This is a genomic window from Pseudoalteromonas sp. S1727 (assembly GCF_005886375.1).
GTDB lineage: Bacteria > Pseudomonadota > Gammaproteobacteria > Enterobacterales > Alteromonadaceae > Pseudoalteromonas > Pseudoalteromonas haloplanktis.
On sequence record NZ_PNDT01000034.1, the window covers coordinates 25,366 to 48,988 of the forward strand.

20 protein-coding genes are annotated in these 23,623 nt (G+C 42.0%); 13 read left to right on the forward strand and 7 right to left on the reverse strand.

Features of this window, described 5'->3' with window-relative positions; genetic code table 11:
* Positions 1-53: 53 nt before the first annotated feature.
* On the reverse strand, positions 54-665 hold the full coding sequence (locus CWB85_RS09990) for a hypothetical protein (protein ID WP_016706366.1): 612 nt from the start codon (positions 663-665) through the stop codon (positions 54-56).
* 221 nt (positions 666-886) lie between these two features.
* On the opposite strand from CWB85_RS09990, the gene ndk reads away from it, so the two are divergent.
* The 11 genes from ndk (at position 887) to CWB85_RS10045 (ending at position 12,430) form a co-directional block, all read left to right on the forward strand.
* On the forward strand, positions 887-1,318 hold the full coding sequence (gene ndk, locus CWB85_RS09995; RefSeq protein WP_138554783.1) for a nucleoside-diphosphate kinase: 432 nt from the start codon (positions 887-889) through the stop codon (positions 1,316-1,318).
* A 174-nt stretch (positions 1,319-1,492) separates the two neighbouring features.
* Positions 1,493-2,626, forward strand: a complete 1,134-nt coding sequence (rlmN, locus tag CWB85_RS10000) for a dual-specificity RNA methyltransferase RlmN (RefSeq protein WP_138554784.1) — start codon at positions 1,493-1,495, stop codon at positions 2,624-2,626.
* A gap of 110 nt (positions 2,627-2,736) precedes the next feature.
* Positions 2,737-4,686 (forward strand): type IV pilus biogenesis/stability protein PilW, encoded by a 1,950-nt coding sequence (pilW, locus tag CWB85_RS10005; protein ID WP_138554785.1) that lies wholly within the window; start codon positions 2,737-2,739, stop codon positions 4,684-4,686.
* The gene (locus CWB85_RS10010; RefSeq protein ID WP_138554786.1) at positions 4,683-5,576 is read left to right on the forward strand and encodes a RodZ domain-containing protein; all 894 of its coding nucleotides are present in this window, start codon (positions 4,683-4,685) and stop codon (positions 5,574-5,576) included. Before pilW ends, CWB85_RS10010 begins: the two co-directional genes overlap by 4 nt.
* A gap of 5 nt (positions 5,577-5,581) precedes the next feature.
* Positions 5,582-6,700 (forward strand): flavodoxin-dependent (E)-4-hydroxy-3-methylbut-2-enyl-diphosphate synthase, encoded by a 1,119-nt coding sequence (gene ispG / locus CWB85_RS10015; protein WP_016706370.1) that lies wholly within the window; start codon positions 5,582-5,584, stop codon positions 6,698-6,700.
* Between the two features lie 126 nt (positions 6,701-6,826).
* Positions 6,827-8,107: a histidine--tRNA ligase gene (gene hisS, locus CWB85_RS10020; RefSeq protein ID WP_016706371.1), complete on the forward strand. Its 1,281-nt coding sequence runs from the start codon at positions 6,827-6,829 to the stop codon at positions 8,105-8,107.
* Between the two features lie 16 nt (positions 8,108-8,123).
* Positions 8,124-8,744 (forward strand): YfgM family protein, encoded by a 621-nt coding sequence (locus CWB85_RS10025; protein ID WP_016706372.1) that lies wholly within the window; start codon positions 8,124-8,126, stop codon positions 8,742-8,744.
* Between the two features lie 9 nt (positions 8,745-8,753).
* Positions 8,754-9,929, forward strand: a complete 1,176-nt coding sequence (gene bamB, locus CWB85_RS10030; protein WP_016706373.1) for an outer membrane protein assembly factor BamB — start codon at positions 8,754-8,756, stop codon at positions 9,927-9,929.
* A 93-nt stretch (positions 9,930-10,022) separates the two neighbouring features.
* Complete coding sequence (gene der / locus CWB85_RS10035) at positions 10,023-11,489, forward strand: ribosome biogenesis GTPase Der (protein WP_138554787.1); 1,467 nt, start codon at positions 10,023-10,025, stop codon at positions 11,487-11,489.
* A gap of 208 nt (positions 11,490-11,697) precedes the next feature.
* Complete coding sequence (locus CWB85_RS10040) at positions 11,698-12,078, forward strand: VOC family protein (RefSeq protein ID WP_138554788.1); 381 nt, start codon at positions 11,698-11,700, stop codon at positions 12,076-12,078.
* A 115-nt stretch (positions 12,079-12,193) separates the two neighbouring features.
* Positions 12,194-12,430 (forward strand): hypothetical protein, encoded by a 237-nt coding sequence (locus tag CWB85_RS10045; RefSeq protein WP_016706376.1) that lies wholly within the window; start codon positions 12,194-12,196, stop codon positions 12,428-12,430.
* 6 nt (positions 12,431-12,436) lie between these two features.
* Here CWB85_RS10045 and CWB85_RS10050 read toward each other — a convergent pair whose 3' ends face one another.
* The 3 genes from CWB85_RS10050 to CWB85_RS10060 all read right to left on the reverse strand — a co-directional run bounded on the left by CWB85_RS10050 (position 12,437) and on the right by CWB85_RS10060 (position 14,150).
* Positions 12,437-12,946, reverse strand: coding sequence for a TFIIB-type zinc ribbon-containing protein (locus CWB85_RS10050; protein WP_138554789.1), 510 nt, complete (start codon positions 12,944-12,946; stop codon positions 12,437-12,439).
* A gap of 36 nt (positions 12,947-12,982) precedes the next feature.
* Positions 12,983-13,576, reverse strand: a complete 594-nt coding sequence (locus CWB85_RS10055) for a DUF4202 domain-containing protein (protein WP_138554790.1) — start codon at positions 13,574-13,576, stop codon at positions 12,983-12,985.
* Between the two features lie 109 nt (positions 13,577-13,685).
* On the reverse strand, positions 13,686-14,150 hold the full coding sequence (locus CWB85_RS10060) for a TlpA family protein disulfide reductase (RefSeq protein WP_138554791.1): 465 nt from the start codon (positions 14,148-14,150) through the stop codon (positions 13,686-13,688).
* A 295-nt stretch (positions 14,151-14,445) separates the two neighbouring features.
* On the opposite strand from CWB85_RS10060, the gene CWB85_RS10065 reads away from it, so the two are divergent.
* On the forward strand, positions 14,446-14,940 hold the full coding sequence (locus CWB85_RS10065) for a hypothetical protein (RefSeq protein WP_016706380.1): 495 nt from the start codon (positions 14,446-14,448) through the stop codon (positions 14,938-14,940).
* On the opposite strand, the gene CWB85_RS10070 is transcribed toward CWB85_RS10065, so the two are convergent.
* A complete protein-coding gene (locus CWB85_RS10070; protein ID WP_016706381.1) occupies positions 14,937-16,142 on the reverse strand; it encodes an anhydro-N-acetylmuramic acid kinase in 1,206 nt (401 codons plus the stop codon). The genes CWB85_RS10065 and CWB85_RS10070 overlap by 4 nt on opposite strands.
* A gap of 260 nt (positions 16,143-16,402) precedes the next feature.
* Between CWB85_RS10070 and CWB85_RS10075 the strand changes: the two genes are divergently transcribed.
* The gene (locus CWB85_RS10075; protein ID WP_493850803.1) at positions 16,403-19,081 is read left to right on the forward strand and encodes a TonB-dependent receptor domain-containing protein; all 2,679 of its coding nucleotides are present in this window, start codon (positions 16,403-16,405) and stop codon (positions 19,079-19,081) included.
* 184 nt (positions 19,082-19,265) lie between these two features.
* On the opposite strand, the gene CWB85_RS10080 is transcribed toward CWB85_RS10075, so the two are convergent.
* Together CWB85_RS10080 and CWB85_RS10085 are read right to left on the reverse strand one after the other, a co-directional pair.
* Positions 19,266-20,780 (reverse strand): glycoside hydrolase family 10-like protein, encoded by a 1,515-nt coding sequence (locus CWB85_RS10080; protein ID WP_138554793.1) that lies wholly within the window; start codon positions 20,778-20,780, stop codon positions 19,266-19,268.
* Positions 20,781-20,855: 75 nt separating this feature from the next.
* Complete coding sequence (locus CWB85_RS10085; protein ID WP_138554794.1) at positions 20,856-23,495, reverse strand: TonB-dependent receptor; 2,640 nt, start codon at positions 23,493-23,495, stop codon at positions 20,856-20,858.
* Positions 23,496-23,623 lie beyond the last annotated feature (128 nt).

Genomic DNA, 23,623 nt, shown 5'->3' on the forward strand with positions numbered 1-23,623 from the left:
CAATGATTAAACCAAAAAATAATGACGGCTTATTTTGTCCTATCCCAACACCTTTAGTTTTCAGCGATTAATAGTTCCGTCGTTTCAAGCAAAATTTGCTGCTCATCAATGCCTATCTCTATATAAAATATGTGGCTACTTTCAAATTCCGGTGCCTGATTGAGTTTTAAAGTAAAGTATCGAGGTGCATCAAACGGCAATGAATCTTGTAACTGAGCAAGCGTAGGGGCATCACCATCTTGATAATAGCTTTGGAGGTCTCCGGTATCAATACTTGCCACTGTGAATACCTGATTTAAGCTCGTTCCAGCAGTGAGTGCTGAATTAAAATCGGCGGTTGAGTATATATTGAATTGCGTCAAAGAATTGTTTGTGCCGATTATCACAGGCGCTGTGACACAATCAGTTCGATATTTTTGCTGCGGATCGTATTCGTTGCCTTTAGCGTAAACAGGCACACCATTTGTTTCAAAATCAAAGGTAAGCTCGTTAAATACAATTAAACTGTTTGCTTGATAGGCACCATCATTAATTGACAGATCAACAGTATTTACATCTATAGCAATCGGTGTCGGTGGACACGGCAGTTCTGAGTCTTTCTCAGAGCCAGAACCGCATGCCGATAATAGACCGACTAATAAACCAATAGTTATACTTTTGTTCATTTATATTTCCTTATAATTTTTATTTCATTAAAGTTGCATTAAATAAACCACACAATTTATTCTCGCCAAGTAAGAAGCTACCTTATAAATACTATATTTAGCAATTCATAAAATTGCCATCAAAGTGCTTTCTAATAAAATTAGGCTTTTTTGTTTAAAACACGTATAATTCGCGCCCGTTAATATTCAACCTTTTATTTAAAAATTATTGGAGCATAAAGATGGCTTTAGAGCGTACTTTTTCAATCGTAAAACCTGATGCAGTTGCTAAAAACCACATTGGCGCTATCTACAACCGTTTCGAAACTGCGGGTCTTAAAATCGTTGCAGCTAAAATGGTTCACCTTTCACAAGATAAAGCTGAAGGTTTCTACGCTGAGCACAGCGAGCGTCCTTTCTTTGGTGCTTTAGTTTCTTTCATGACGTCTGGCCCAGTAATGGTTACCGTTCTTGAAGGCGAAAACGCTGTTCTTAAGAACCGTGAAATCATGGGTGCTACTAACCCAGCTGAAGCACTAGCAGGTACTTTACGTGCAGACTACGCTGATAGCATCGACGAAAACGCTGTTCACGGTTCTGACGCTGTTGAATCTGCTGCTCGCGAAATCGCGTATTTCTTCGCTGACGAAGAGCTTTGCCCACGTACTCGTTAATTCGAGTTTCACAGCTAACCCTGTGATGCAAAGTAAGAAAAGGGCTTTCGGGCCCTTTTTTAGTCATTAGCTAAGCAATTAAACAGCTGTTTAGCTAATGACTATTTTGGTTGAATTGTGTACAATTCGCCTCCGTAAATTTTTATCACCACCGTCACTGATTAAGGTTGTTTCATGACCACTGAGCAAAAAAAGATTAATTTATTAGATTTAAACCGAGATGCAATGCGCGATTTGTTTGTATCGTTCGGTGAAAAGCCATTTCGTGGCGATCAGGTGATGAAATGGATTTATCATTTTGGCGTTGATAACTTTGACGAAATGAGCAATGTTAACAAAAAGCTGAAAGAAAAACTCAAAGCTGAGTGTGAGATTGTTGCACCTGAGATCACCGTACGCCAACAAGCCAGTGACGGCACAATTAAATACGCATTGATCCTTGAAGGCGGACAAGAAGTAGAAGCTGTTTGGATCCCTGAAAAAGAACGGGCTACCTTATGTGTTTCTTCACAAGTTGGCTGCGCCCTTGAATGTACGTTTTGTTCAACCGCACAACAAGGCTTTAACCGTAACTTAAAAGTATCTGAAATTATTGGTCAAGTGTGGCGTGTAGCAAAAGACATTGGCCTTGATGGCAACAGTGAAAAACGCCCAGTAACCAATGTGGTAATGATGGGCATGGGCGAGCCTTTGCTGAACCTTAAAAATGTTGTGCCAGCAATGGAATTAATGATGGATGATTGGGGTTTTGGCTTATCAAAACGCCGCGTTACCTTAAGTACGTCAGGTGTAGTGCCTGCACTTGATTTATTAAAAGAAAAAATCGATGTGGCATTGGCTATCTCTCTACATGCACCAAATAATGAACTGCGTGATGTACTAGTGCCAATTAATAAGAAATACCCAATTGAAGAATTTTTGGCAGCGTGCCGTCGTTATATTGATGGTTCAAAAGCAAATAAAGACGTGACCATTGAATACGTGATGCTTAACGGCATTAACGACAGTACAGATCAGGCCCATGAACTTGTTAAAACGTTAAAAGGCACCCCATCAAAAGTGAACCTTATTCCATTTAACCCGTTCCCGGGTAATGAATACACACGTTCGAGCAACAGTCGTATTGACCGTTTTTCTAAGGTATTACAAGCCGCCGGGATTACCTGTATTGTACGCCGTACGCGTGGAGATGATATCGATGCCGCTTGTGGCCAGCTAGTCGGTGACGTTGTTGACCGTACTAAGCGTTTAGCGAAAAAGAAAATGCGTGATGAGAATGCGATTGCTGTAAATATTCATCAAGCCTAACTCTTTAACCCGCCATAAGCCCTTAGTGTATGTTTATTTTTAAATAAATGATGCAACATAAGGGCTTTTCGGTAATATAGCGCCATGGACAATAATAAAGAGACGAAGTAATGCGATCTTTACTTGCTATAACTATCAGTGCATTAGCTTTAACAGGATGTGTAACTGAAAATAGTTATGATGGCAATGACAAACCCGTTGTTGAAAATAAAATCAATAATACCGGTGCAGCACGCACCCGTATTGCCTTAGCACTAGAGTATTTAAATACAGGGAACAGCTCGCAAGCAAAGTATAACCTCGAACGAGCCGCCGCATTTTCTCCTGATCTTCCTGAAGTCCACTACTCTTTTGCCTATTATTATCAACAGGTCGGTGAGAACGCACTAGCAGACAAAGCCTATCTCACAGCGATTAGAATTGATCCCAACGATCCAAACACACGCAATAACTACGGGGTATTTCTATGCGGTATTGGTGAGTACGACCGCGCCACAGAGCAACTATTAAAAGCCATTGAGATCCCAAGTTACATTCGTGTTGCCGAAAGTTATGAAAACTTAGCATTGTGCGCCATTGAGTTTGATGATTTTGATAATGCAGAAAAATATTTTAAGTCAGCAATTAATCACAGCTCAATGCGTGCTTCATCACTGATCAGCTTAGCCGCTTTGTATTACGCAAAAAGTGACTTACATAAAGCAAAAGAAGTACTGCAGCGTTATGAAAATAGTGGCCAAGTCTCCTCTCGTTCATTACTGCTGAGCTATTTAGTTGAACAACGTATGGGGCACATTGAAAAAGCCGAGACAACTGCTGCCACTTTATTACAAACCTACCCGACGTCCAGTGAAGCGGGCCTTATTCGTGAGCAACAGACCAAACGAAGTGAGTTTGAAATACTGCGCTCACAATATCGCCAAGCCAAATTAGATGCATTACAAGCAAGTAGCCCAGCGGGTGAGGTGGTCTCAGCCCCCAAAATACGCATTATAAAAAAGAAAAAAGCGCCCGCAACTAGCGCGCCGGCGCAGCTAACCCAAACCATGACTACGACACCGGTTACAGAACCGACAAGCAGCGATGAACTAAGTAACGTTTCCACTGAGGAAACTATTACTGCAAGTGATGCAAGCGCAATGACAGAACAGCCCACGACGCCTGCAGTTAATACACAAGCGCTTGCCGATACGGGGGCTATTCTAGCGGCCTTGAATAGCGCACAACCACACACAACAGCGTTAACGCAAAGTGAAGCGCCGATAAAACAACAGCATGACAGCGCAAGCAGTCATGATCCCGCTGCTGTTATGTCTGCACTCACAATCCAATCAGCATCAACGCAACACACAGCAACGGCACGTTCAGACCTTGACGTTGAAAAAACGCTGGCCGTCCCTACAGTGCATTTAGCTAAGGTGCCGGCAAGTTCAGCAAACAACACAACACCTACAGCAACTAAACAAGTAACAAATAAGTCGCAGCCTCAGGATGGGGTAACGATTGTCTCATTTAGCGCCCCAGCGCAAAAACACACGAGCACTAAACAAGCGCAAAGCTCAGCGACTAAACCTGCACAATTAAAAAATGAATTAGCCGATAATGAAAAAGTTGTTTTTTATCAAGCACAAAAGAACGAAGCTGTCTTTGCTGAACCAAGTTATAGCAGCCAACCTGCAGTTCGTTTTCAAGATCCGCAGTACAATAGCCAGGCACCGCTATTGAACCCGCAGATCCCGCAATTAACAACCCCTTACCATGTTTTACAAGATGGCGAAAACCTATTTAGCATTTCAGTGCGATACAATGTTAAACTACAAAAGTTACTGCAATGGAACGCGCTGAAAGAATCTGATCGGTTGGTCAATGGGACAAAGATTTACCTCAATGACCCTAATATATATTACGAGATTACCCCTGGCGACACTTTATATAGTATTGCCACCAAGCGTCGCTTGTTAATTGATCAGTTAATGCGATGGAATAAATTAAGCCCAGATGTTGCACTTAAACCTGGGCATAGACTGTTACTAGTGGACCCTGAATCATACGCTTTATGAATGATGAAAATACAGAATCAACAACGTTAAGCCTCGGCCAAACTTTAAAAAGTAGCCGAGAGCAAGCGAATGTCAGTCTTGAAGAACTGGCGAAGAATTTAAAATTATCGGTGTTGCAATTACAACGTCTAGAAAACGACGAACACCATTTAATTGGCCCTGCAACTTTTGTTAAAGGGTATGCTAAAAGTTATTGTCGTGAGTTTAATTTGGATACGGCGACCATTCTCGCCTTATTTCCTGAGCCACAGGAAACCTTAAAAAAAACCAAAATGCAAAGCTTCTCTAAGCGAACGGAAAAAGAAGCTCATGATAATCGCCTGATGCTAGTGAGTTACGCTATTTTAGCGATTGTTATTGGTTCGTCAGCATTATGGTGGTGGCAAAACTCAGCTCCTATAGACAAACAAGTTATCACGCCCGCTTTAAACAACGTACCTGAAAGCAGTGCTGATTTACCTCAGCAAAAGCCGGTCACTGCGCCCTTAGCGCAACTGGAGCAAGCAGGTCCTGATGAGGCTGAAGATGATTTTTCGACAGCAACAGACGAACAGCTCGATGAGCAACAAGCAATTCACGCTGATACTACAGAGTCAGAAGTAATCGCGAGTGAGGCAACAATCCAGCAACCACACAGCGATGGACTCGGTACTATTGTTATGCATTTTAATGAAGAAAGCTGGGTTGAGATCCACGATGGTAAAGGCGATAAAGTCGCGTTTGGCGTCAAAAAAGCAGGCTATGAGATGACTGTTTCAGGGCACCTTCCTTTTTCTGTTGTGTTAGGAAAGCATCAAGTTGTTGATATCACGCTTGATGGGGAGAAAATTGATATTTCAAATTTCCCAAAAAACCGTTTAGCAAAATTTAATTTACCGTTAGCAGAGTAGTCGCTATGTTTTCAGAATCTCCAATTAAACGCAGAAAATCAACTCGGATCAATGTGGGCAATGTCCCTATTGGTGATGGCGCCCCCATAGCGGTACAGTCAATGACCAATACTGATACGATGGACGTTGATGCGACCGTTGCACAAATTCAAGCAATCCAAGATGCTGGCGCCGATATAGTTCGCGTCTCAGTACCGACCATGGATGCTGCGGAAGCATTTAAAAGCATTAAAGAGCAAGTCACTATTCCATTGGTCACCGATATCCACTTTGATTACCGGATTGCACTTAAAGTGGCGCAATATGGGGCCGATTGCTTACGTATTAACCCTGGTAATATAGGCAGTGAAGATCGTATTCGAGCCGTCGTAGACTCGGCCCGTGAACACAATATTCCTATTCGTATTGGTGTAAATGGCGGCTCTCTTGAACGAGATCTACAGGAGAAATACGGCGAACCAACGCCAGAAGCACTCCTTGAATCTGCCATGCGTCATGTTGAAATTTTACAGCGTCTCAATTTCGACCAATTTAAAATATCGGTAAAAGCCTCAGACGTATTCTTAGCCGTTGGCGCATACCGCCTACTGGCGAAAGAAATTGATCAACCTTTGCACTTAGGCATTACTGAAGCTGGCGGCATGCGCTCAGGTTCAGTAAAATCAGCGGTTGGCCTTGGCATGTTACTCGCTGAAGGCATCGGCGACACGTTACGTGTATCACTGGCGGCAGATCCTGTACAAGAGATCAAAGTCGGTTTCGATATATTAAAATCCCTGCGTATACGCTCTCGCGGCATTAACTTTATTGCCTGCCCCAGCTGTTCACGTCAAGAGTTTGATGTGGTTAGTACCATGAATGCCCTTGAAGAACGTTTAGAAGATATCATCGAGCCAGTATCAGTCTCAGTTATTGGTTGTGTAGTTAATGGTCCAGGTGAAGCCTTAGTAAGCGATATTGGTTTGGCCGGCGCAAATCGTCGCTCTGGGCTTTATATCAATGGCGAACGGCAAAAGGCACGTATCGATAATAATAATATTGTTGAACAGCTCGAAGGCTACGTACGTGATTTTATCGCCAAAAAAGAGCAGCAAACCCCAATCGATATTAAAATCGTTGAATAAAGTTAATATAGTCGGCAAACCGGGTGGTTTGCCGCGCGCATGCCAGCTATAATGGCGGGTCAATTTTTAGCATTCTTGTTGTGTAGTCGTTTTTTATTACACAAAAACAGTTTTTAGGATTTAGCAGTGGCAAAACAAATTCAGGCAATACGTGGTATGAACGATTGTCTGCCGGGCGATACTCAAGTTTGGCAGAAAGTAGAAAGCATCTTACGCGAGACTGTAGCATCTTTCGGTTATCAAGAAATTCGTTTTCCAATTGTAGAATCAACTGATCTTTTTAAACGATCAATTGGCGAAGTAACTGATATTGTTGAAAAAGAAATGTACACTTTTGCCGATAATAATGGTGATAGCTTAACCCTTCGTCCTGAGGGCACAGCGGTATGTGTACGTGCAGGTAACGAAAATGGTTTACTTTACAACCAAGAGCAACGCCTTTGGTATATGGGCCCAATGTTTCGCCATGAACGTCCACAAAAAGGCCGTTATCGCCAGTTCCACCAATTTGGCCTTGAGACATTCGGTATTGCCAGTGCAGACATTGATGCTGAGGTTATTTTATTAACAGCCCAGCTATGGCAACAATTTGGTATTAGTGAGCATGTTCGTTTAGAACTTAATTCGTTAGGTTCAAATGAGGCTCGTGCTCAGTACCGCGACGCTTTAGTTGCTTATTTAGAACAACACGTTGATGTCCTTGATGAAGACTCAAAACGTCGTATGTATACTAACCCACTGCGTGTATTAGATAGCAAAAATCCGGATGTACAAGCTATTTTAGGTGATGCACCTAAGCTATCTGAGCACTTAGATGCTGAATCAAAAGAACATTTCGAAAATTTATGTGAACGTTTAGACGCCGCTGGCGTCATATACACGGTCAATGAAAAGTTAGTCCGTGGCCTCGATTACTATAACCGTACTGTTTTTGAGTGGGTAACAGATAGTCTTGGCGCACAAGGTACTGTCTGTGCCGGTGGTCGTTATGATGGCTTAGTTGAGCAACTAGGTGGTAAAGCAACGCCTGCGGTTGGCTTTGCTATGGGTCTGGAACGTTTAGTGTTAATGTTACAAGCATTAGAGTGTGTAGGTGACATTCGTCGCAACGCTGATGTATATTTAGCAACGATGGGTGATAAAGCCAGCATTCAAGCCCCAATTATTGCAGCAAAATTACGCGCAGAAGTACCAGGCTTACGCATAATGGTTCATGCCGGTGGCGGTAACTTTAAGAAACAACTCAAGCGTGCAGATAAAAGTGATGCACTCGTTGCACTCATTATCGGCGAAGATGAATTAGAACAAGGCGTCGTGACAGTTAAGTATTTGCGCGAGCGTAAAGAACAAGTCACCTTAGAATTAGAACAAATTAAAACGCTTTTAGCTGAGCTTGTGAACAGCTAAAAAAGACGAGGTAAGAATGGATATTTATTCAACAGAAGAACAACAAGCAGAAGCGATCAAACGTTTTTTTCGTGAAAATGGTGTATCGCTGGCACTCGGTGTAGTCATTGGTTTAGGGGGCCTGTATGGCTGGAAAGCGTATAACCAACACCAAATTACTACAGCAGAAAACGCATCTGATGCGTATACCCAGCTTGTTGAAGGTGGTGCAGTATTAGGTGCCGCTGATACCTTTATCACTGAGCACAAAGACACAAATTACAGCGTACTTGCAGCCTTTGTTGCAGCAAAAGAAGCCGTAGAAAAGAACCAGCTTGAAGTTGCTAATGAGAAGCTAACTTGGGTTATGGCAAATGTTAGCAATGCAGATTTAAAAGCGACTGCAACAACTCGTTTAGCGCGAGTACAAATAGCACAGAAGCAATACGATCAAGCACTAACTACGCTAAATGGTGAGTTTGCTGAATCATTCGCAGCAACTGTTGCTGAACTTAAAGGTGATATCTATACCGTTCAAGGTGATGTAAGCCAAGCACGTACAGCGTATCAAGCAGCCGCAGATGCGGGTGGCCTTGAAAATAACCCATTATTGCAAATCAAACTTGATGACTTGGCAGTAACTAGCCCAGCGGCGTAAGGGGTTACCATGAAAAAATTAACAGCGGCAAGTATAGCGTTATGTATGGCAACCTTAGTCGGTTGCTCATCTAGCGATGAAGAAGAACTCGTCTTGCCTGAAATCGTTAATCAGTTTGAAACCGATATTGTTTGGCAAGAAAGTATTGGTGATGGTGTTGAACATTATTTTTCTCGCTTAACCCCTGCGGTCTATAAAGATCGTGTTTTTGTCGCAAGCCGTGATGGTGAAGTTGAAGCACTATCACTTGCAAATGGCGACACTATTTGGGAAACCGATATTCGCGAAAATTCAAGCTTCTGGCCTTGGGAAAGCGATATTAGCGCCAAATTATCAGGCGGCATTTTACAAGCTTATGGTAAAATATTTATTGGCTCAGAGCATGGTTACTTACTCGCCCTTGACCGTGAAACTGGTGACATTGTTTGGCGGAAAAAAGTACCTGGCGAAGTGTTAGCAAAACCTGCAGCAGGCGATGGCCTTATATATGTTAATTTAGGCTCAGGTAAATTACTTGCCCTGCACCCAGATACTGGTGAAGAGCGCTGGAGCCATGAGCAGGAAGTGCCAGCATTAACACTACGTGGTCAAAGCTCGCCTATCGTCGCGAACGGCGGGGTATTAATTGGTCTTGAAACCGGAAAATTAAGCGTACTGATCTCTGACAGCGGTTATTCTGCTTGGAGTGCTGAAATCGCTACACCTAAGGGTTCATCTGAATTTGAGCGTTTGGTGGATGTTGATACCCAGCCTTTGATCAGTGGTCCTTATGCCTACGCTATCGCCTACAATGGTAACTTAGCGGCAGTTGATATTCGTTCTGGTAACGTTGTATGGAAACGTGAATACAGCAGTTATCGTGAAATTGCCATGGACGCACAAACTATCTATGTAGTAGATAGTGAAGGTGTTGTTTATGGATTAGATAAAACCTCTGGCATTGAACGCTGGAGCCAACCGGCCCTTCGTGGTTGGTACTTAACAGGGCCTGCGGTAGCAGGAAATTATTTAGCTATGGGCGACCAAGAAGGCAACCTACACTGGCTAAATAAAGAATCAGGCGAACTTGTGTCGCGCGAAGACTTTGACAGTTCAGGCTTTTTTATTGAGCCGGTTGTTGCAGACGACAAACTGATTTTATACACCCGAGATGGTGAAGTTAGTGCGGTAAAAATACCAGACTAATTTGCTAAAATAGCTATAAGTTATTAATAGTTAATTTATTTTTGTAAGGCTTCGCAACGCGAAGCCTTTTGTTGTTTTTTTAAGAGGTAGTTTATGCTTCCCGTGATCGCTCTAGTTGGGCGACCCAATGTGGGCAAATCCACATTATTTAACCGTTTGACACGTACGCGTGATGCGCTCGTTGCCGACTTCCCTGGCTTAACCCGTGATCGAAAATACGGCCAAGCTAATTACGATGGCTATGAGTTTATCGTAGTAGACACGGGCGGTATTGATGGTTCTGAAGAAGGCATCGAAATGGAAATGGCTGATCAATCGCTACTGGCGATTGAAGAAGCTGATATTGTTTTATTTTTAGTCGATGCCCGTGTCGGCATGACTGTCGCTGATCAAGCAATTGCTAATCACTTACGTAAGCAAGAGAAGAAAAGCTTTGTTGTAGCCAACAAAACTGACGGTATTGATGCCGATTCAAATTGCGCTGAGTTTTATCAACTATCATTAGGCGAAGTACACCATATTGCAGCCGCACATGGTCGTGGTATAACGTTACTGCTAGAGCATACTCTGCAACCTGTCATCGCTGAGCTAAGCGCGCTTAACGACGATGGTGAAGATGATGATGACGAACTGGTTGACCTATACGCTGAAGATGGCGAAGAAGTTGAGCAACAAGCCTTTGCTGACAAACCAGTTAAATTAGCCATTATTGGTCGCCCTAATGTCGGTAAGTCAACACTAACTAACCGTATCCTCGGTGAAGAACGTGTTATTGTTTACGATATGCCAGGAACTACTCGCGATTCGATTTACATCCCAATGACCCGTAACGAGAAAGAATACGTATTGATTGACACAGCCGGTGTTCGTAAACGTAAGAAAGTCAGTGACGTGGTTGAAAAATTCTCAGTGATCAAAACTCTACAAGCAATCGAAGATTGTAACGTAGTGCTACTCGTTGTTGACGCTCGTGATGGAATTTCAGATCAAGATTTAAGCTTACTGGGTTTTGCACTTAACTCAGGTCGTTCATTAGTGATTGCCGTAAACAAATGGGATGGCCTTGATGACTACGTGAAAGATCGTATTAAATCAGAGCTTGATCGCCGCTTAGGCTTTATCGACTTTGCACGTCTGCACTTTATCTCTGCACTGCATGGTACAGGTGTTGGTCATTTATTTGAATCAATTGACGAAGCATACGAGTCTGCAACTAAGCGTATTAGCACAGCTATGCTACGCCGTATTATGGACATGGCACAAGCCGATCACCAGCCACCGCTTGTACGTGGCCGTCGTGTTAAGCTTAAATACGCGCACGCGGGTGGTTATAACCCACCACGTATCGTAATTCACGGTAACCAAGTTCACGACTTACCAGACAGCTATAAACGCTACTTGATGAACTACTACCGTAAAGCATTAAAAATCATGGGCACACCAATCAAAATTGAATTTAGAGAAGGTGATAACCCATTTGCAGGGCGTACTAACAAAGTAACGCTTTCGCAAAAACGTAAGATCCGCGCGTTTAGCAAAGAAAACCGTAATAAGTCTTAGAGCTGTAAGCTGTAAGCTGTAAGCTGTAAGCTATAAGCTATAAGCTATAAGCTATAAGCTATAAGCTATAAGCTATAAAAAAACCTTGTAGAGTGTGCCTCTGCAAGGTTTTTTTGTGTCTCACATAAATAATATACTGATGGCTTAGCTCGCGAAGGTGTTCAAAGTGTGCTTTATTTATAAAATAAAGTAGCACAGTGAGCGGTATATGGAATTTGTAGGTCAGGTTATTTATGTTGATAACGTTGAAGAAACCTTAGACTTTTATTATCAAGCATTTGGGTTGAGCACATCATCAGTCAGTGATAACGGTGAGTATGGTGAACTTGATACCGGAAGCGTCAAAATAGCCTTTGCTAATCACCCCTACGCGCAAGCGCATTTTAAACAAGGCTACATTCGCGCACATCCAAAACAGCCAGCGCTTGGCTTTGAGTTGCGTTTTAGCTGTACTAATCTTTGTGAGAGTTACGATAAAGCCGTATTAGCGGGTGCCGAGCCACTTTGCCCGCCAAGCTTTAGGGAAACTCAACATTATGCCTATGTGCGGGCAATCGAAGGAACCTTGATTTGTTTAGTACAAAGTTGAGTGTTCTTGTCTTCATCAAAATAGCATTAAAGTTTAATCTAGTAGAAATATTAGAAACACTGTTTTGTCATCAAGTTTCCTTATCTTAGCGGTAATTTAAATAAGGAGATAAAAAATGAATACATTACTACTGTCAATATTGCTATTGAGCCCAAATGAAGTGCAATTAACAACACAAGTAAAGTTGCAAACAACGGAAGCAATTAAAGTCATACAAGCTGAGAGTGCGACGCAGTTGAAGAAACAAATAGCCGATAGCTTAGAAAACATGGAGCTGACGCTACCTATTATTGTTGATCAACAAACCTTAGCAAAAGTACACACTGTACAAAAGCAACTTAGCCAAGACTGAGTTGCTTTATTTATCAAACAGCGACGCCAACGCTAATTCAACTAAACTCTCAGTATTGTTATTATGATTTTTTTTAAGGCCCTGACGGCTAAATCTATTAGTTGGTATATCAAACTGAACAAAACCATGATCATTCATTTGTTGGTTTAGCAGTAACTGCTTTTCTCTCGCTGATAAGTGGTTTTCGTGGATTTTATTAAGCTCTTTTGGATCTAGCCAAATCCCCGCACAATTAGGGCACTCATCTATTTCGACCACATGGAGCGGAGTGAAAAAGCGTCGCATCATTACAATACTAGGGCACTTAGGGCAATTAATGCGTGATGACAGATCAGCGTCACTATCTGGCAAAGCAGCTAAATGCTCAGCAAGCACCAGCGCTCTTTTTAACGTTGGATCACTAAAATTAGTGATCTGACGATTATCAAAAAATACCCCGCCGTTGGAGGATGAGTAAACCTCAATTCCCCCGACGATTAGTTTAGTGAGCTCTATGTGTGTCCTTGGGCAGTGCATAGCCAGTTCCTTGCTATTGTTCATTTCTGTGCGATTTTAACTCGGGGTAAGCGCTTTTTCAATTAACGGTACTAGCGGCGAAGGTAACGTAATATTACCGGCTAGCACGAAACTATGTGCTTCTGTAGACATTTTTTGCCAAGTACGTTGCAAAATCCCAATCCACTTTTGTTCATCGTAATCCGGTTTGGTTTGTGCGAATGCCAACATATAATGCTCAATAAACACTAAACTTGCGATGTCTTCAACTAATTGACTATCAGGGTTTCGCTTGATTTGCTTTTTCGCCACCGCGTTATACACTCGTTGCTGTTCGCTCTCAGAGCAGCCAGCCTGTTGCATTAATTCAATCACAGTATCAGCATGAAATACATACAGGGCACTGCGCCACTGATGATACCCTTGTTTATCCATCGGGAAATTACTGCGCGGTGAACACCAACGTTTAATATGTTGGGCTCGAACAGCGATATGCATTAACTCATCAGCATCGGGTTTAAAGCGATTCAGCATCTCGGTCATACGTTCTGAATATAAACGTTCTTTAGGCCACATTTTACCATTATGCTGTTCTAGGTTTGGATCGTGGCTGTTTGCCTCATCAATTAAGGCGATTACGTGTTGCGACATCGGTGACTCATTATTGTTATTTAGCGAATAGCTCTATTCTAATCAGCAAGTAGGTAATTAGCCAGAAGGAAAACTTTGCAACATAAAACAATTACGACTAGAGAGCTGATTAATCAAATTGGCTTAAATCTCTCGCAATAGACTCATTTGGCTTTTCCACTAAGCGGCCCAGTTCAATACCCCCGTTTGAGACTACAACTGTCGGTGTATACTTTAGCTGATAGTGTTTGGCGATGCCTCCAGGGTCTTGCTTGTCATAACCCACAGCAACCAATTGCAAACTTGCAAATGCCACATTAGTGCTATCAAGTAGTTTAAGTAAGCGAGGCACTTCACGTTGACTATCATGGCACCATGTCCCAAATAACACTAAAATATCTTTTCCAGCAAGGGATTGAATTGCTTGGGTGTCTGCTGTTGTAGGGGTGAATATTTCATATTCACTGGCAAATTTGGGATACTTGCTAAGTAAATCAGCGGCGCTGATCTGCCCTGTAAACGGTCTGTTATCAGCAGCAACAGACAAAAATGAAACAATACACAGTGATAACAGTAGCGCTATTTGTTTAAACATAATGATCTCAACAGTTAACTTTACACTGACTATACTCAAATTAGCGTATATTACGAGCGCTTTTATACACAATTCAGCACGTCAGTTTAACAATAAAAATTAGCTAAAATGATTGTTAAATTTTTAGTCTAAAATACAGAAGTTTGATCTTACCCATAAGCCAACAATACAGCATTGTTTTATCAACAAAAATGAAAATCTATGAGAATTTATTCAATATAGTCATAAATCTGAAATTAAAATAATGGATAATTTCTATCCAATTTAATTTATTTACAATAGATAGCTGACTTTAATGACAACCCCTTTAGTGCGTTTAAGCTTTGCACTGCAATCTTTTGAAGATCCCCTTTCGGCTGCCATGGCACATACTATGGAGTACGATACATTGCAGCTCAATGCCAATGCGCAACATGAAATTACACTGTTATGTGTATTACCTGACGATGCCCATGAAGGTGATGTTGTCTCGCTCAGCGCCTCACATATTGAAGAGCGTGATGCCCGCTACTTTATGCAATATAAATTAAGCCAAACAGATATTGAAATCGGCACAGTGCACCTCACACTCTCACACATAAGTCAGTGTGATGAAGGTGACGAGTATGTGCTACAAATGATGCTGCACGGCTTGCATGCAACACTCAAGGACAGTGCCGAGTTTGATGTCATTATACAGGCGTTTGGCGCAGGCTATATTGAGCAATATAAGCCCCATTTAGCCGCTAAAAGCCAATCACTACGCCAATTAATAACGAGCTTTAGCAGTTCATTTTTATCACTTTTTTAATCGGCAAAACTTATTTTCCCCATGGTGATCGTTGGTATTCCTTGAGCCTGATTACCAAACCGTTGCTGCCCTCCCGCTAAACATTCATTCGCTAAAATGGCAAATAACACAGCTTCCTTAGCATCGGGATCAATACCTAAAACTTGGGTATTCTTAATCTCATGCAAGTGCGGACATAGCGATAAAATATGCTGCATAAGTAGTGGGTTATGAATTCCACCGCCACTTGCATAAACCGCAACACCACCAAGCTTCGCGCTACAATCATTGATCGCCTTAGCAATCACTTGAGCTGAAAACCGATTGAGTGTCGCCATAACATCTTGATGGCTTAGCTCTGTAGTATGGGTTGCAGTTTGCGCTCGTGCTAGGTATTGTAAGTTAAATACTTCAGGACCGGTAGTTTTTGGAAACGCCAAACTAAAAAATTCATTATCGCAAAGCTCAGTTAGCAAGGCTTGATTAACCGTGCCTTGAGATGCGACTTGACTGTCTTTATCATAATGCAAAGGTGCAAAGTGACGCTGAATATACGCGTCCATAATAGTATTACCGGGGCCAATATCAGAACTAAACACCGCACTGGCATCAGCAGATTTTGGCAGGTAGGTTAAGTTTGCAATCCCCCCCATATTCAACAAAATACGGTTTTCATCACCACTGGTAAAAAATAAGTAATCGCCATAAACCGCTAAAGGCGCCCCCTCGCCACCAGCCGCAATGTGTTTTTGCCGAAAATCGCCAATAGTAGTAATACCCGTTGTTACCGCCAAATGGTCACTATCACCTATTTGCAAAGTACCGTGCTTAAAATCAACGTGTGCATGTTGGCTTTTAGGACAATGATAAATTGTTTGCCCATGACTGGCGATTGCATCAATATCATCTGCTGCTACATTCCATTTAGCTAAACACTGATTCACCATATTACCGTGCAATGTGCCTACCCAAGGATGTAGTAATGTGACCAGCTCAAGGTCACAGGAACGCTCAGCAAACACCTTTTTTATTTTTTGCTTGTAGTCATCATCATAATCAACTGTTTCAAAGGCTAAAACTTCTATTTGAGTATCCATACCTTGGCCTGAAACCTTGCACAATGCTACATCAAGGCCATCAAGTGATGTACCACTCATCAGACCAATTATTAATCTTTGTTGTTTCATAGCACTGTTATACAGCTTTAATATATGCTGATGCATTTTTTTACCTTTTAAAATCAAAACACTAATAAATATAGATTTATCTCGAGCTAAGGAATACTTTATACTTTAAAATCAAACATTGAAAGAATAATTATTGCAAAAACGTTGAAAATGCTTTAAAACTAGTCAACACGTTAAGTGTACTGACAACACCCCCCATAATAGCAAAAAATACATAACCACGGGAATCGACAATGAAATACTGCAAACATAACTCAATACGGCCACTGCATTTACTGTCTCCTATCGCACTGGCTATGCTTACCACGACCAGTCCTGCATTGTTAGCCGCGGAACAAACCGTAGAACAAGCGAAACCTGAAGTGATCACTGTGACGGGTTCACGTATCCAACGCACTGAATTAGTATCTAGCAGCCCTGTTGTAAGTGTTGACGAAACACAAATACACTTAGATCGTGCAGTAAATGTTGAAGACATTACCGCTAAGCTGCCACAAGCGGCAGCTGGCGCCAATAGCACAGGCGCAACGGTGGGTGACTCATTTGGTTCATCAACCATTGATTTACGTGGGCTTGGCCAAAACCGTACGTTGGTGCTTATTGACGGTACCCGTGCAGTGCCATTTAGTTTTCGTAACTCGGTTGATGTAAATACTATTCCTGCAGGGCTAATAAAGCGTGTTGATGTATTAACAGGCGGCGCCGCTGCAGTATACGGCGCCGATGCTGTTGCCGGCGTTGTCAATTTTGTGCTGGATGATAATTTTAGCGGCGCTGAATTTTCAAGTAGTTATGAAACCGCCGACGGCGGGAATGAAAAACTTAACTTTGAAGCCATTTTTGGTGGTGACATTGCCGATGGCCGTGGTCATATTACAGGCTACCTTGGTTATTCAGAACGTAAAGAGTTACTCGCAGGCGAACGTGATTATGCCTTAGAAAACGGCGCGACAATGATCAACAGCGGTGGTTACTACACCGATGTTGCTAGCGGCAATAGTTTAGCGATTAACGATGCAGGACAAGTCGTCACTGACCGTCAAACCAGTGATTTTACTGGTGACCGTTATTTAACGCAGCCAATGGATAGGTTTTCTGCAGGATTATTATTTGATGTAGATGCCAGCGATAGCGCCATCATTTACGGCCGTGCTATGTATTCAAAAGTGACCGTTAATGGCGCCGGCGCTAGCGGCCAAACGCCTATTCTTGTTAACGAACAAGTAACGTTAACCCAAGATAATCAATATATTCCTGATGAACTGCGTCAACAACTAAGCTTTGATGCTGATGGTAATGCCCTAGTCAATGTTGAACGTAACTTAGGGTTAGGTGTTCAAAATACCGAAGCTGTGCGTGATTCACTGCAATTTCAACTGGGCTTAAAAGGCGATATTACCGATTACTTACGCTATGACATTTATGGCCAATACGGCCAAACAGATGAAGTCGCTACGCTTTACAATAACGGCTATAAAATTGATAACAGTGGTAATAGCCGCTTTGGTAATATTGCCAATAGCATGGATATTTTTGATCCTAATTTAGATCTAAGTGAATTTAGCGATCCACTCCTTTACACCACCCGCGAGCGTACCCAGAGCGTGTTTGCAGCCACTTTATCAGGGGACTCAAGCGCATTATTTGAATTACCAGCGGGTTATGTAGATTTTGCAATTGGCTATGAGTACCGTAAAGAAACCGGCAAGCAAACTCCAGGGGATGCGTTTAGAAATGGCACTAGCTTTGCGTCTGTCAGCGCGTTTGATATGGACGCCAGCTTTGATAGCAGCGAGTTCTATGCGGAATTGTTAGTGCCACTACTCGTTGATATGCCATTCGCCAAAGAGTTAAGCTTTGAAGGTGCTTATCGGGTTTCTGATTACTCAAATACCGAAGCAGAAGACACTTATAAACTTGGCATTAACTGGGCAATAAATGACGATATACGTATTCGTGCTAATAAGCTTACAGCATTTAGAGCTCCCAACTTAGGTGAATTCGCAAGTCCAATCACGGCGTTATCATTAGCATTATTTGATCAAAATAGTGACCAATTTGTGCCACGTTTTGCCGGTCGCTTTAATGGCGATCCATGCTTACTAGGCACAGGTGATGCTGCGCAATGTGCCGCTTTTGGCGCACCGCCTGTCGGCACTGAGTTTGATTCAACAACGGCCGAATATACTTACGGCGGTAACCCAAACATCAAACCAGAGCAAGCAGAGTCAGATACCTTAGGCGTAGTTTATACCCCAAGTTACATTGAGGGCTTTGATCTATCACTTGATTACTACAGCATTCGCGTAACCGATGCGGTAAGCCAAATTCAACCAGCAGCGGCATTACAGAGCTGTTATATCGACGATCCAAACCCAAATAACCCATTATGTGGCGCCGTACTTCGCGATCCAAACACCGGCTTTATCAGCACTGCCATCGTAAACGACTTTAACCTTGCTGCAATTGAGCAAGAAGGTATTGATGTCGCTGCTAACTATGTGTTTGATGCACCAATGGATTTGGGCGGCCGTTTTAGATTTTCGTACCAAGGTAATTTTGTAACCAAGCAAACTCGCCAAAATAACAGCACCGTTGCCGAAGTAGATTGTAAAGGCACTTATGGCAGCGCGTGTTCTGGGGATTTTGCCAGTATTTTACAAGCTGATTATAAGCACCGTGCTACCTTTGATTGGCAACTAGATACTATGAACTTCCAATTAGGCTGGCGCAGAATTGGTGAAGTAGACTACGCTGTAGATAGATCAGAAACAATCGATGCGCAAGATTACATGGACTTTGCTGCATCGTGGCAAGCAACCGACAGTCTCGCTGTTAACTTTGGTATTGATAACTTATTTGATAAAGCACCACCGACACCTGAAATTGGCGCAAACCATTTCAATACTGTTAGTGATTATAGTGTAATTGGCCGCACCGTTGGCGTTGCTGTTCGTTACTCACCGAGTTTTTAGTTAATTCCAGATTGCCTCTAGCAACTCAGGATTAACCCCTTCAAGCGCGCCCTGCCCGGCGCGCTTTTTCTCACTATAATACTTTCCAATCCGATTCTGATAGCAAGCGTAAAGTTAACTGAGTGCTCACAATAACCCGACTAGAGAGCATTGTTGTATATTACTGTACTTGCTGATCAAAACATTACTTAAGTTGCACTTCCATCGGCTCACTAAGCACTTCATCGCGGCTTACTGCTACAACTCGGACATTTGTCAGTGGCTGTCCATTGTTGTTATTTTCAACAGTAATTGAGCGCATCATTGATGGATAAATTTTATATTGCCAATCATCGCCATATTTCAGGTAAACAAGGGTTTTGAACACATGCTCTGGTTCTGTGTGGTGCCAACTCAATTTTGTTTGCTGTGCATACTGATTATAACTCACTGTCGGTTTACTAACCTGTTGAGCCGGTAACCAGTTTGATAGTGGCAGTAATGCTTGATGTTGAAAAACCCCCTTTTCAATCACCTGCGAAAAGTCAGCGTAATCGAGTGATTTTACATTCCAAAATACAACACCAGGCGAATTATTTAACATAGCCCGATTGATCATAATTTGGTTAACAACCTCGTCTATTCCGGCATCGGTATTTGCAATCAATGTATTGATACCAGGCCATAAATGACGATGTTGAGTATTTTGCGATTGCCACCACGCAACGAGTAATGGGTAGCTTTGCGAGTATTGATTGATAGGCCAATATAATTGCGGCGTAAAATAGTCAAGCCAGCCTTCATTTAGCCACAGCTTGGCATCGGCATAGAGCTTTTCATATTGATCTAAACCTCGGATAGTAGCCGGTTGCTTAGGACGATAAATACCAAAAGGGCTAATACCCACTTGTACATGTGGCTTGAGTTGTTTTACCTGCTGGTAGAGTGTTTTAGTAAATTGATTGACCGCTGCTCGGCGCCAATCACCTTTACTTAATTTGCCACCTTGCTTTTGGTAATCTAAGTATTGGCTTTGATCAGGAAAGTCTTCACCTTCGTTGTATGACGGATACGGATAAAAATAATCGTCATAATGAAGGCCATCAATATCATAGTTTTCTACTAACTCTAGTAACGTCGCAATACTATAATCAATAACAGACTGATTAGTTGGAATGAACCAGTGCATGCCATTTTTAAGCTGCACGACATCTTCAGCCATTTGCACACTCATTGACTGTTCGCTAACACTTCCACCTGATGGATGATGCACACGATAAGGATTAAACCACGCATGTAGCTTTAAACCCCGTTTGTGCGCTTGTTCAATCCAAAACTGCAGAGGGTCGTAAAAAGGGTCGGGCGCTTGCCCTTGCTGACCCGTTAAATAATAAGACCATGGTTCAGTAGAGCTTTGATAAAGTGCATCAGCTTGTGGCCGCACTTGAAAGATAACGGTATTAAAATTATTTGCTTGTAGCGTATCTAATATTTTTATTGCTTGACGTTTTTGCTCTTCAACAGAAAGACCCGGTTGCTGGGGCCAATTTATATTCGCAACAGTCGCAACCCATGCGGCGCGAAATTCACGAACAACCTCTTCGGTATGAATAGTTGCAAGCAATGGGTTGGCTTGCTGTTTGCTGATTGGGGTTGACGGAGCGGACTGACAAGCGACTAAAACAATAGATAGGAGTAAAGAGAGAATGACTCGATGCATTATTTATTTCCTGACAAAAGAAAAATACAGCCGATAGTGAAGACTATCGGCTATTTATATCGTATCTGGGGGGAATTAAAATTTATATTGAGCGCCCAGTAAGAATCTACGTCCATAGTTATGAATAGCAAGTGGGCGATTGCTATCTGACATACCAGTGCTGTTACTTGACATAGAGCGCTGATCTTCATCGGTTAAGTTAATAGCTTGAAATATCACATTCAGGTTATCAGTGACATTGTAGCTAAGGTTCAAATCATATTGACCAAAGTCATCAATATACTGGTTTAACCCTAAATAAGTTGTGTAGAAGTATTCAGAGCGATACGTATATGAAACCCTAGCGCTAAAGCCCATATTCTCGTAATACACTGTGGCATTAAAGGTATCTTCTGAATTATTAGGCAGCACAGCCTCTTCGCCAGCGGCAACTTGCTCTGCTGTTTGCTCAAGCTCTGCATCAGAGTAAGTGTAGTTAGTTTGAATACCAAAGCCATACCCTAACTTTTGCGTATAATTCACTTCAAACCCGGAGTTTTCGCCACCTAAGCCATTTAAAGGCTGCGTAATTAAAAAGGTGCGTAGCTCTTCAACGCCGGTATCTGGATCTGTCCACAGCCACTCTTTATCAACGGTGCTATTTGTAATGTACGAATCGATATCTTTATAAAAATAAGCTAACGATAAAATAGATGATTCGTTGAAATACCATTCAGCTGATAAGTCATATTGCGAAGCACGATAGGGTTCTAGATCAGGGTTTCCTTCATTGCCCTTACAACCAGTGGCCGCTGTGCAGTAGCCACTTTTGCGCGCTGATAAAAAGTCATAATCAGGGCGTGACATTACTTTTGCAGCAGCAAAACGCAGGATAATTTCATCACTGTAGTCATAAGCGATATTTAAGCTAGGGAGGAAGTCGTTATAACTATTAGAAAAGCCAACTTCTTCGATATTTTGTGGATCAAAACTACGGCCAGTATATTGTAGTGATTGGGAATCAACGTCTGTTTTAACCGCACGTACACCTACGCTACCGCGAAAATCACTGAATGCAAATAATGCTTTAACGTAACCGGCTGTAATACTTTCTTGCAAGTCATAGGTGTAATCAAGATGCTCATACGGTGCAGTAGATGGTTCAGTAGTGGCAATCCAATTGCTATAAGCGGCATTATCAAATTGCCACAAAATAGCATTCTCCCCGCCCATGAAGTCATTTACTGTTGTCGTTGCAAATTGCCCTAAATTATTTGTACTGCCATCAGAGCTCGTTTTAGGGTAATTTGCTTTAATTAAGTTTGCGGCTTTACTGTGCTCACGGTACTTAACGCCGGTTTTTATTGCCGTAAAGTAATCATTATCGAGTTGATATTCAAAATCAAATTGAACATATTTTTCATCCGAATCATTCGCTATATCATTTTTATGATTGTAATCTAAGCGATAATCCGCAGGAGTAAGGGAATCTGATAATACAACCTCTGGAGTTCCATTTTCGATGCTGTACGAGGCGTCTGTGTTTGCGTAGTACTCTGAGTATACATCACTCACTGCCCCCTCCGCTTTACTATAGCCAAACTGTGTTGTCAGTGTGTAGTTATCTTTTGCATAGGTAACTTTAATATCGTGAGCTTGAGTTTTAAATTCACCTTGGTATCCGGCATTTCCGTAATAGCCTAAGTTATTATGCGCAGGTAACGTTCCAGCGACGACAGTACCATCGACAATATCGGCTTGCTCAATATTGCCAATGTTTTGTAATATAAAACCACTGGAGTAAGTACCGTATGACTCATGCTCAGATTTTGAATACAGATTATTAAAAACAATATCTAAATTTGCCGAAGGTGCGTATTGCAAGGTAGCCGTCACTGTATTTAAATCAGAGTCACTCGCGTAGCGGTTATAACCGACCGCCCCAGGGTAATACTCATTATTACCATCACCATTGGCATCGGTACTACGGTAACCAAATCTGACTTCTTTACTGTCCCTTTGAGTTGCAAGTTCTTTGCGAACAAAGCCCACATTAAAACCAAAGTCTTCATCTTCATTTTTCCAAGAGTATAAACCCGAAATATAAGGCTTTGTTTCATCAGCATTTTCAAAGTGAAATGCTTTCACTGACAATGCCGCATAATTAGATTCGCTGTCTAACGGCTTACGAGTTCTCACCACGACAGTACCACCAATTGATCCTTCATCAACATCAGCTTCAGCGGACTTAAACACCTCTAAAGTATCAACTAATTCTGCAGGTAAAAGTGAATAATTAAAACCGCGGGATGGACGAGTGATAGATGCAGACGCCGTTGCTGAGGCTACACTCTGGCCATTCAATAGCGTAATATTTAAATGAGGAGCTGTACCACGAATACTTACTCGGTCACTTTCTCCGCCTAAGTCTTTTTCAACTTGAACACCAGGGATACGCTGTAAAGCATCGGCTACCGTTTGATCAGGAAATTTACCGATATCTTCTGCAGATACAGCATCAACAACACTGTTTGCAAATCGCTTCATATTAAGGCTTTTTTCCACTGACGCTGCGTAGCCTTTTACTTCAATGCGTTCGATATCTTCTTTCGTTAATTTATCTTTGTCTAATTGCTCAGCATCATTCGCAAAAGCAGTACTAGAAGCTGAAATAACCAAAGTGGCGAGTAATGATTTTTTGAATTGAGTTGTAATTGTGTGGAATTTATTATTCATAGTATAAGCATTTAACCTTTTTTATATTTCAAATTACTTGTACAGCTACTACAGGTTTAAAGTTGTTAAACCAAGACATAAGTTATCGTTTTTACTTACAGAATGTTAACTTAGTCATAAAAACACAC

What these genes read in the sequence shown, in the direction of transcription:
- ndk (WP_138554783.1), top strand. Translation starts at nt 887, where the DNA reads ATGGCTTTAGAGCGTACTTTTTCAATCGTAAAACCTGATGCAGTTGCT.
- CWB85_RS10050 (WP_138554789.1), bottom strand. Translation starts at nt 12,946, where the DNA reads ATGCACTGCCCAAGGACACACATAGAGCTCACTAAACTAATCGTCGGG.
- CWB85_RS10060 (WP_138554791.1), bottom strand. Translation starts at nt 14,150, where the DNA reads ATGTTTAAACAAATAGCGCTACTGTTATCACTGTGTATTGTTTCATTT.
- CWB85_RS10055 (WP_138554790.1), bottom strand. Translation starts at nt 13,576, where the DNA reads ATGTCGCAACACGTAATCGCCTTAATTGATGAGGCAAACAGCCACGAT.
- CWB85_RS10070 (WP_016706381.1), bottom strand. Translation starts at nt 16,142, where the DNA reads ATGCATCAGCATATATTAAAGCTGTATAACAGTGCTATGAAACAACAA.
- ispG (WP_016706370.1), top strand. Translation starts at nt 5,582, where the DNA reads ATGTTTTCAGAATCTCCAATTAAACGCAGAAAATCAACTCGGATCAAT.
- CWB85_RS10025 (WP_016706372.1), top strand. Translation starts at nt 8,124, where the DNA reads ATGGATATTTATTCAACAGAAGAACAACAAGCAGAAGCGATCAAACGT.
- rlmN (WP_138554784.1), top strand. Translation starts at nt 1,493, where the DNA reads ATGACCACTGAGCAAAAAAAGATTAATTTATTAGATTTAAACCGAGAT.
- CWB85_RS10040 (WP_138554788.1), top strand. Translation starts at nt 11,698, where the DNA reads ATGGAATTTGTAGGTCAGGTTATTTATGTTGATAACGTTGAAGAAACC.
- CWB85_RS10080 (WP_138554793.1), bottom strand. Translation starts at nt 20,780, where the DNA reads ATGCATCGAGTCATTCTCTCTTTACTCCTATCTATTGTTTTAGTCGCT.
- bamB (WP_016706373.1), top strand. Translation starts at nt 8,754, where the DNA reads ATGAAAAAATTAACAGCGGCAAGTATAGCGTTATGTATGGCAACCTTA.
- CWB85_RS09990 (WP_016706366.1), bottom strand. Translation starts at nt 665, where the DNA reads ATGAACAAAAGTATAACTATTGGTTTATTAGTCGGTCTATTATCGGCA.
- CWB85_RS10075 (WP_493850803.1), top strand. Translation starts at nt 16,403, where the DNA reads ATGCTTACCACGACCAGTCCTGCATTGTTAGCCGCGGAACAAACCGTA.
- CWB85_RS10010 (WP_138554786.1), top strand. Translation starts at nt 4,683, where the DNA reads ATGAATGATGAAAATACAGAATCAACAACGTTAAGCCTCGGCCAAACT.
- CWB85_RS10085 (WP_138554794.1), bottom strand. Translation starts at nt 23,495, where the DNA reads ATGAATAATAAATTCCACACAATTACAACTCAATTCAAAAAATCATTA.
- CWB85_RS10065 (WP_016706380.1), top strand. Translation starts at nt 14,446, where the DNA reads ATGACAACCCCTTTAGTGCGTTTAAGCTTTGCACTGCAATCTTTTGAA.
- der (WP_138554787.1), top strand. Translation starts at nt 10,023, where the DNA reads ATGCTTCCCGTGATCGCTCTAGTTGGGCGACCCAATGTGGGCAAATCC.
- CWB85_RS10045 (WP_016706376.1), top strand. Translation starts at nt 12,194, where the DNA reads ATGAATACATTACTACTGTCAATATTGCTATTGAGCCCAAATGAAGTG.
- pilW (WP_138554785.1), top strand. Translation starts at nt 2,737, where the DNA reads ATGCGATCTTTACTTGCTATAACTATCAGTGCATTAGCTTTAACAGGA.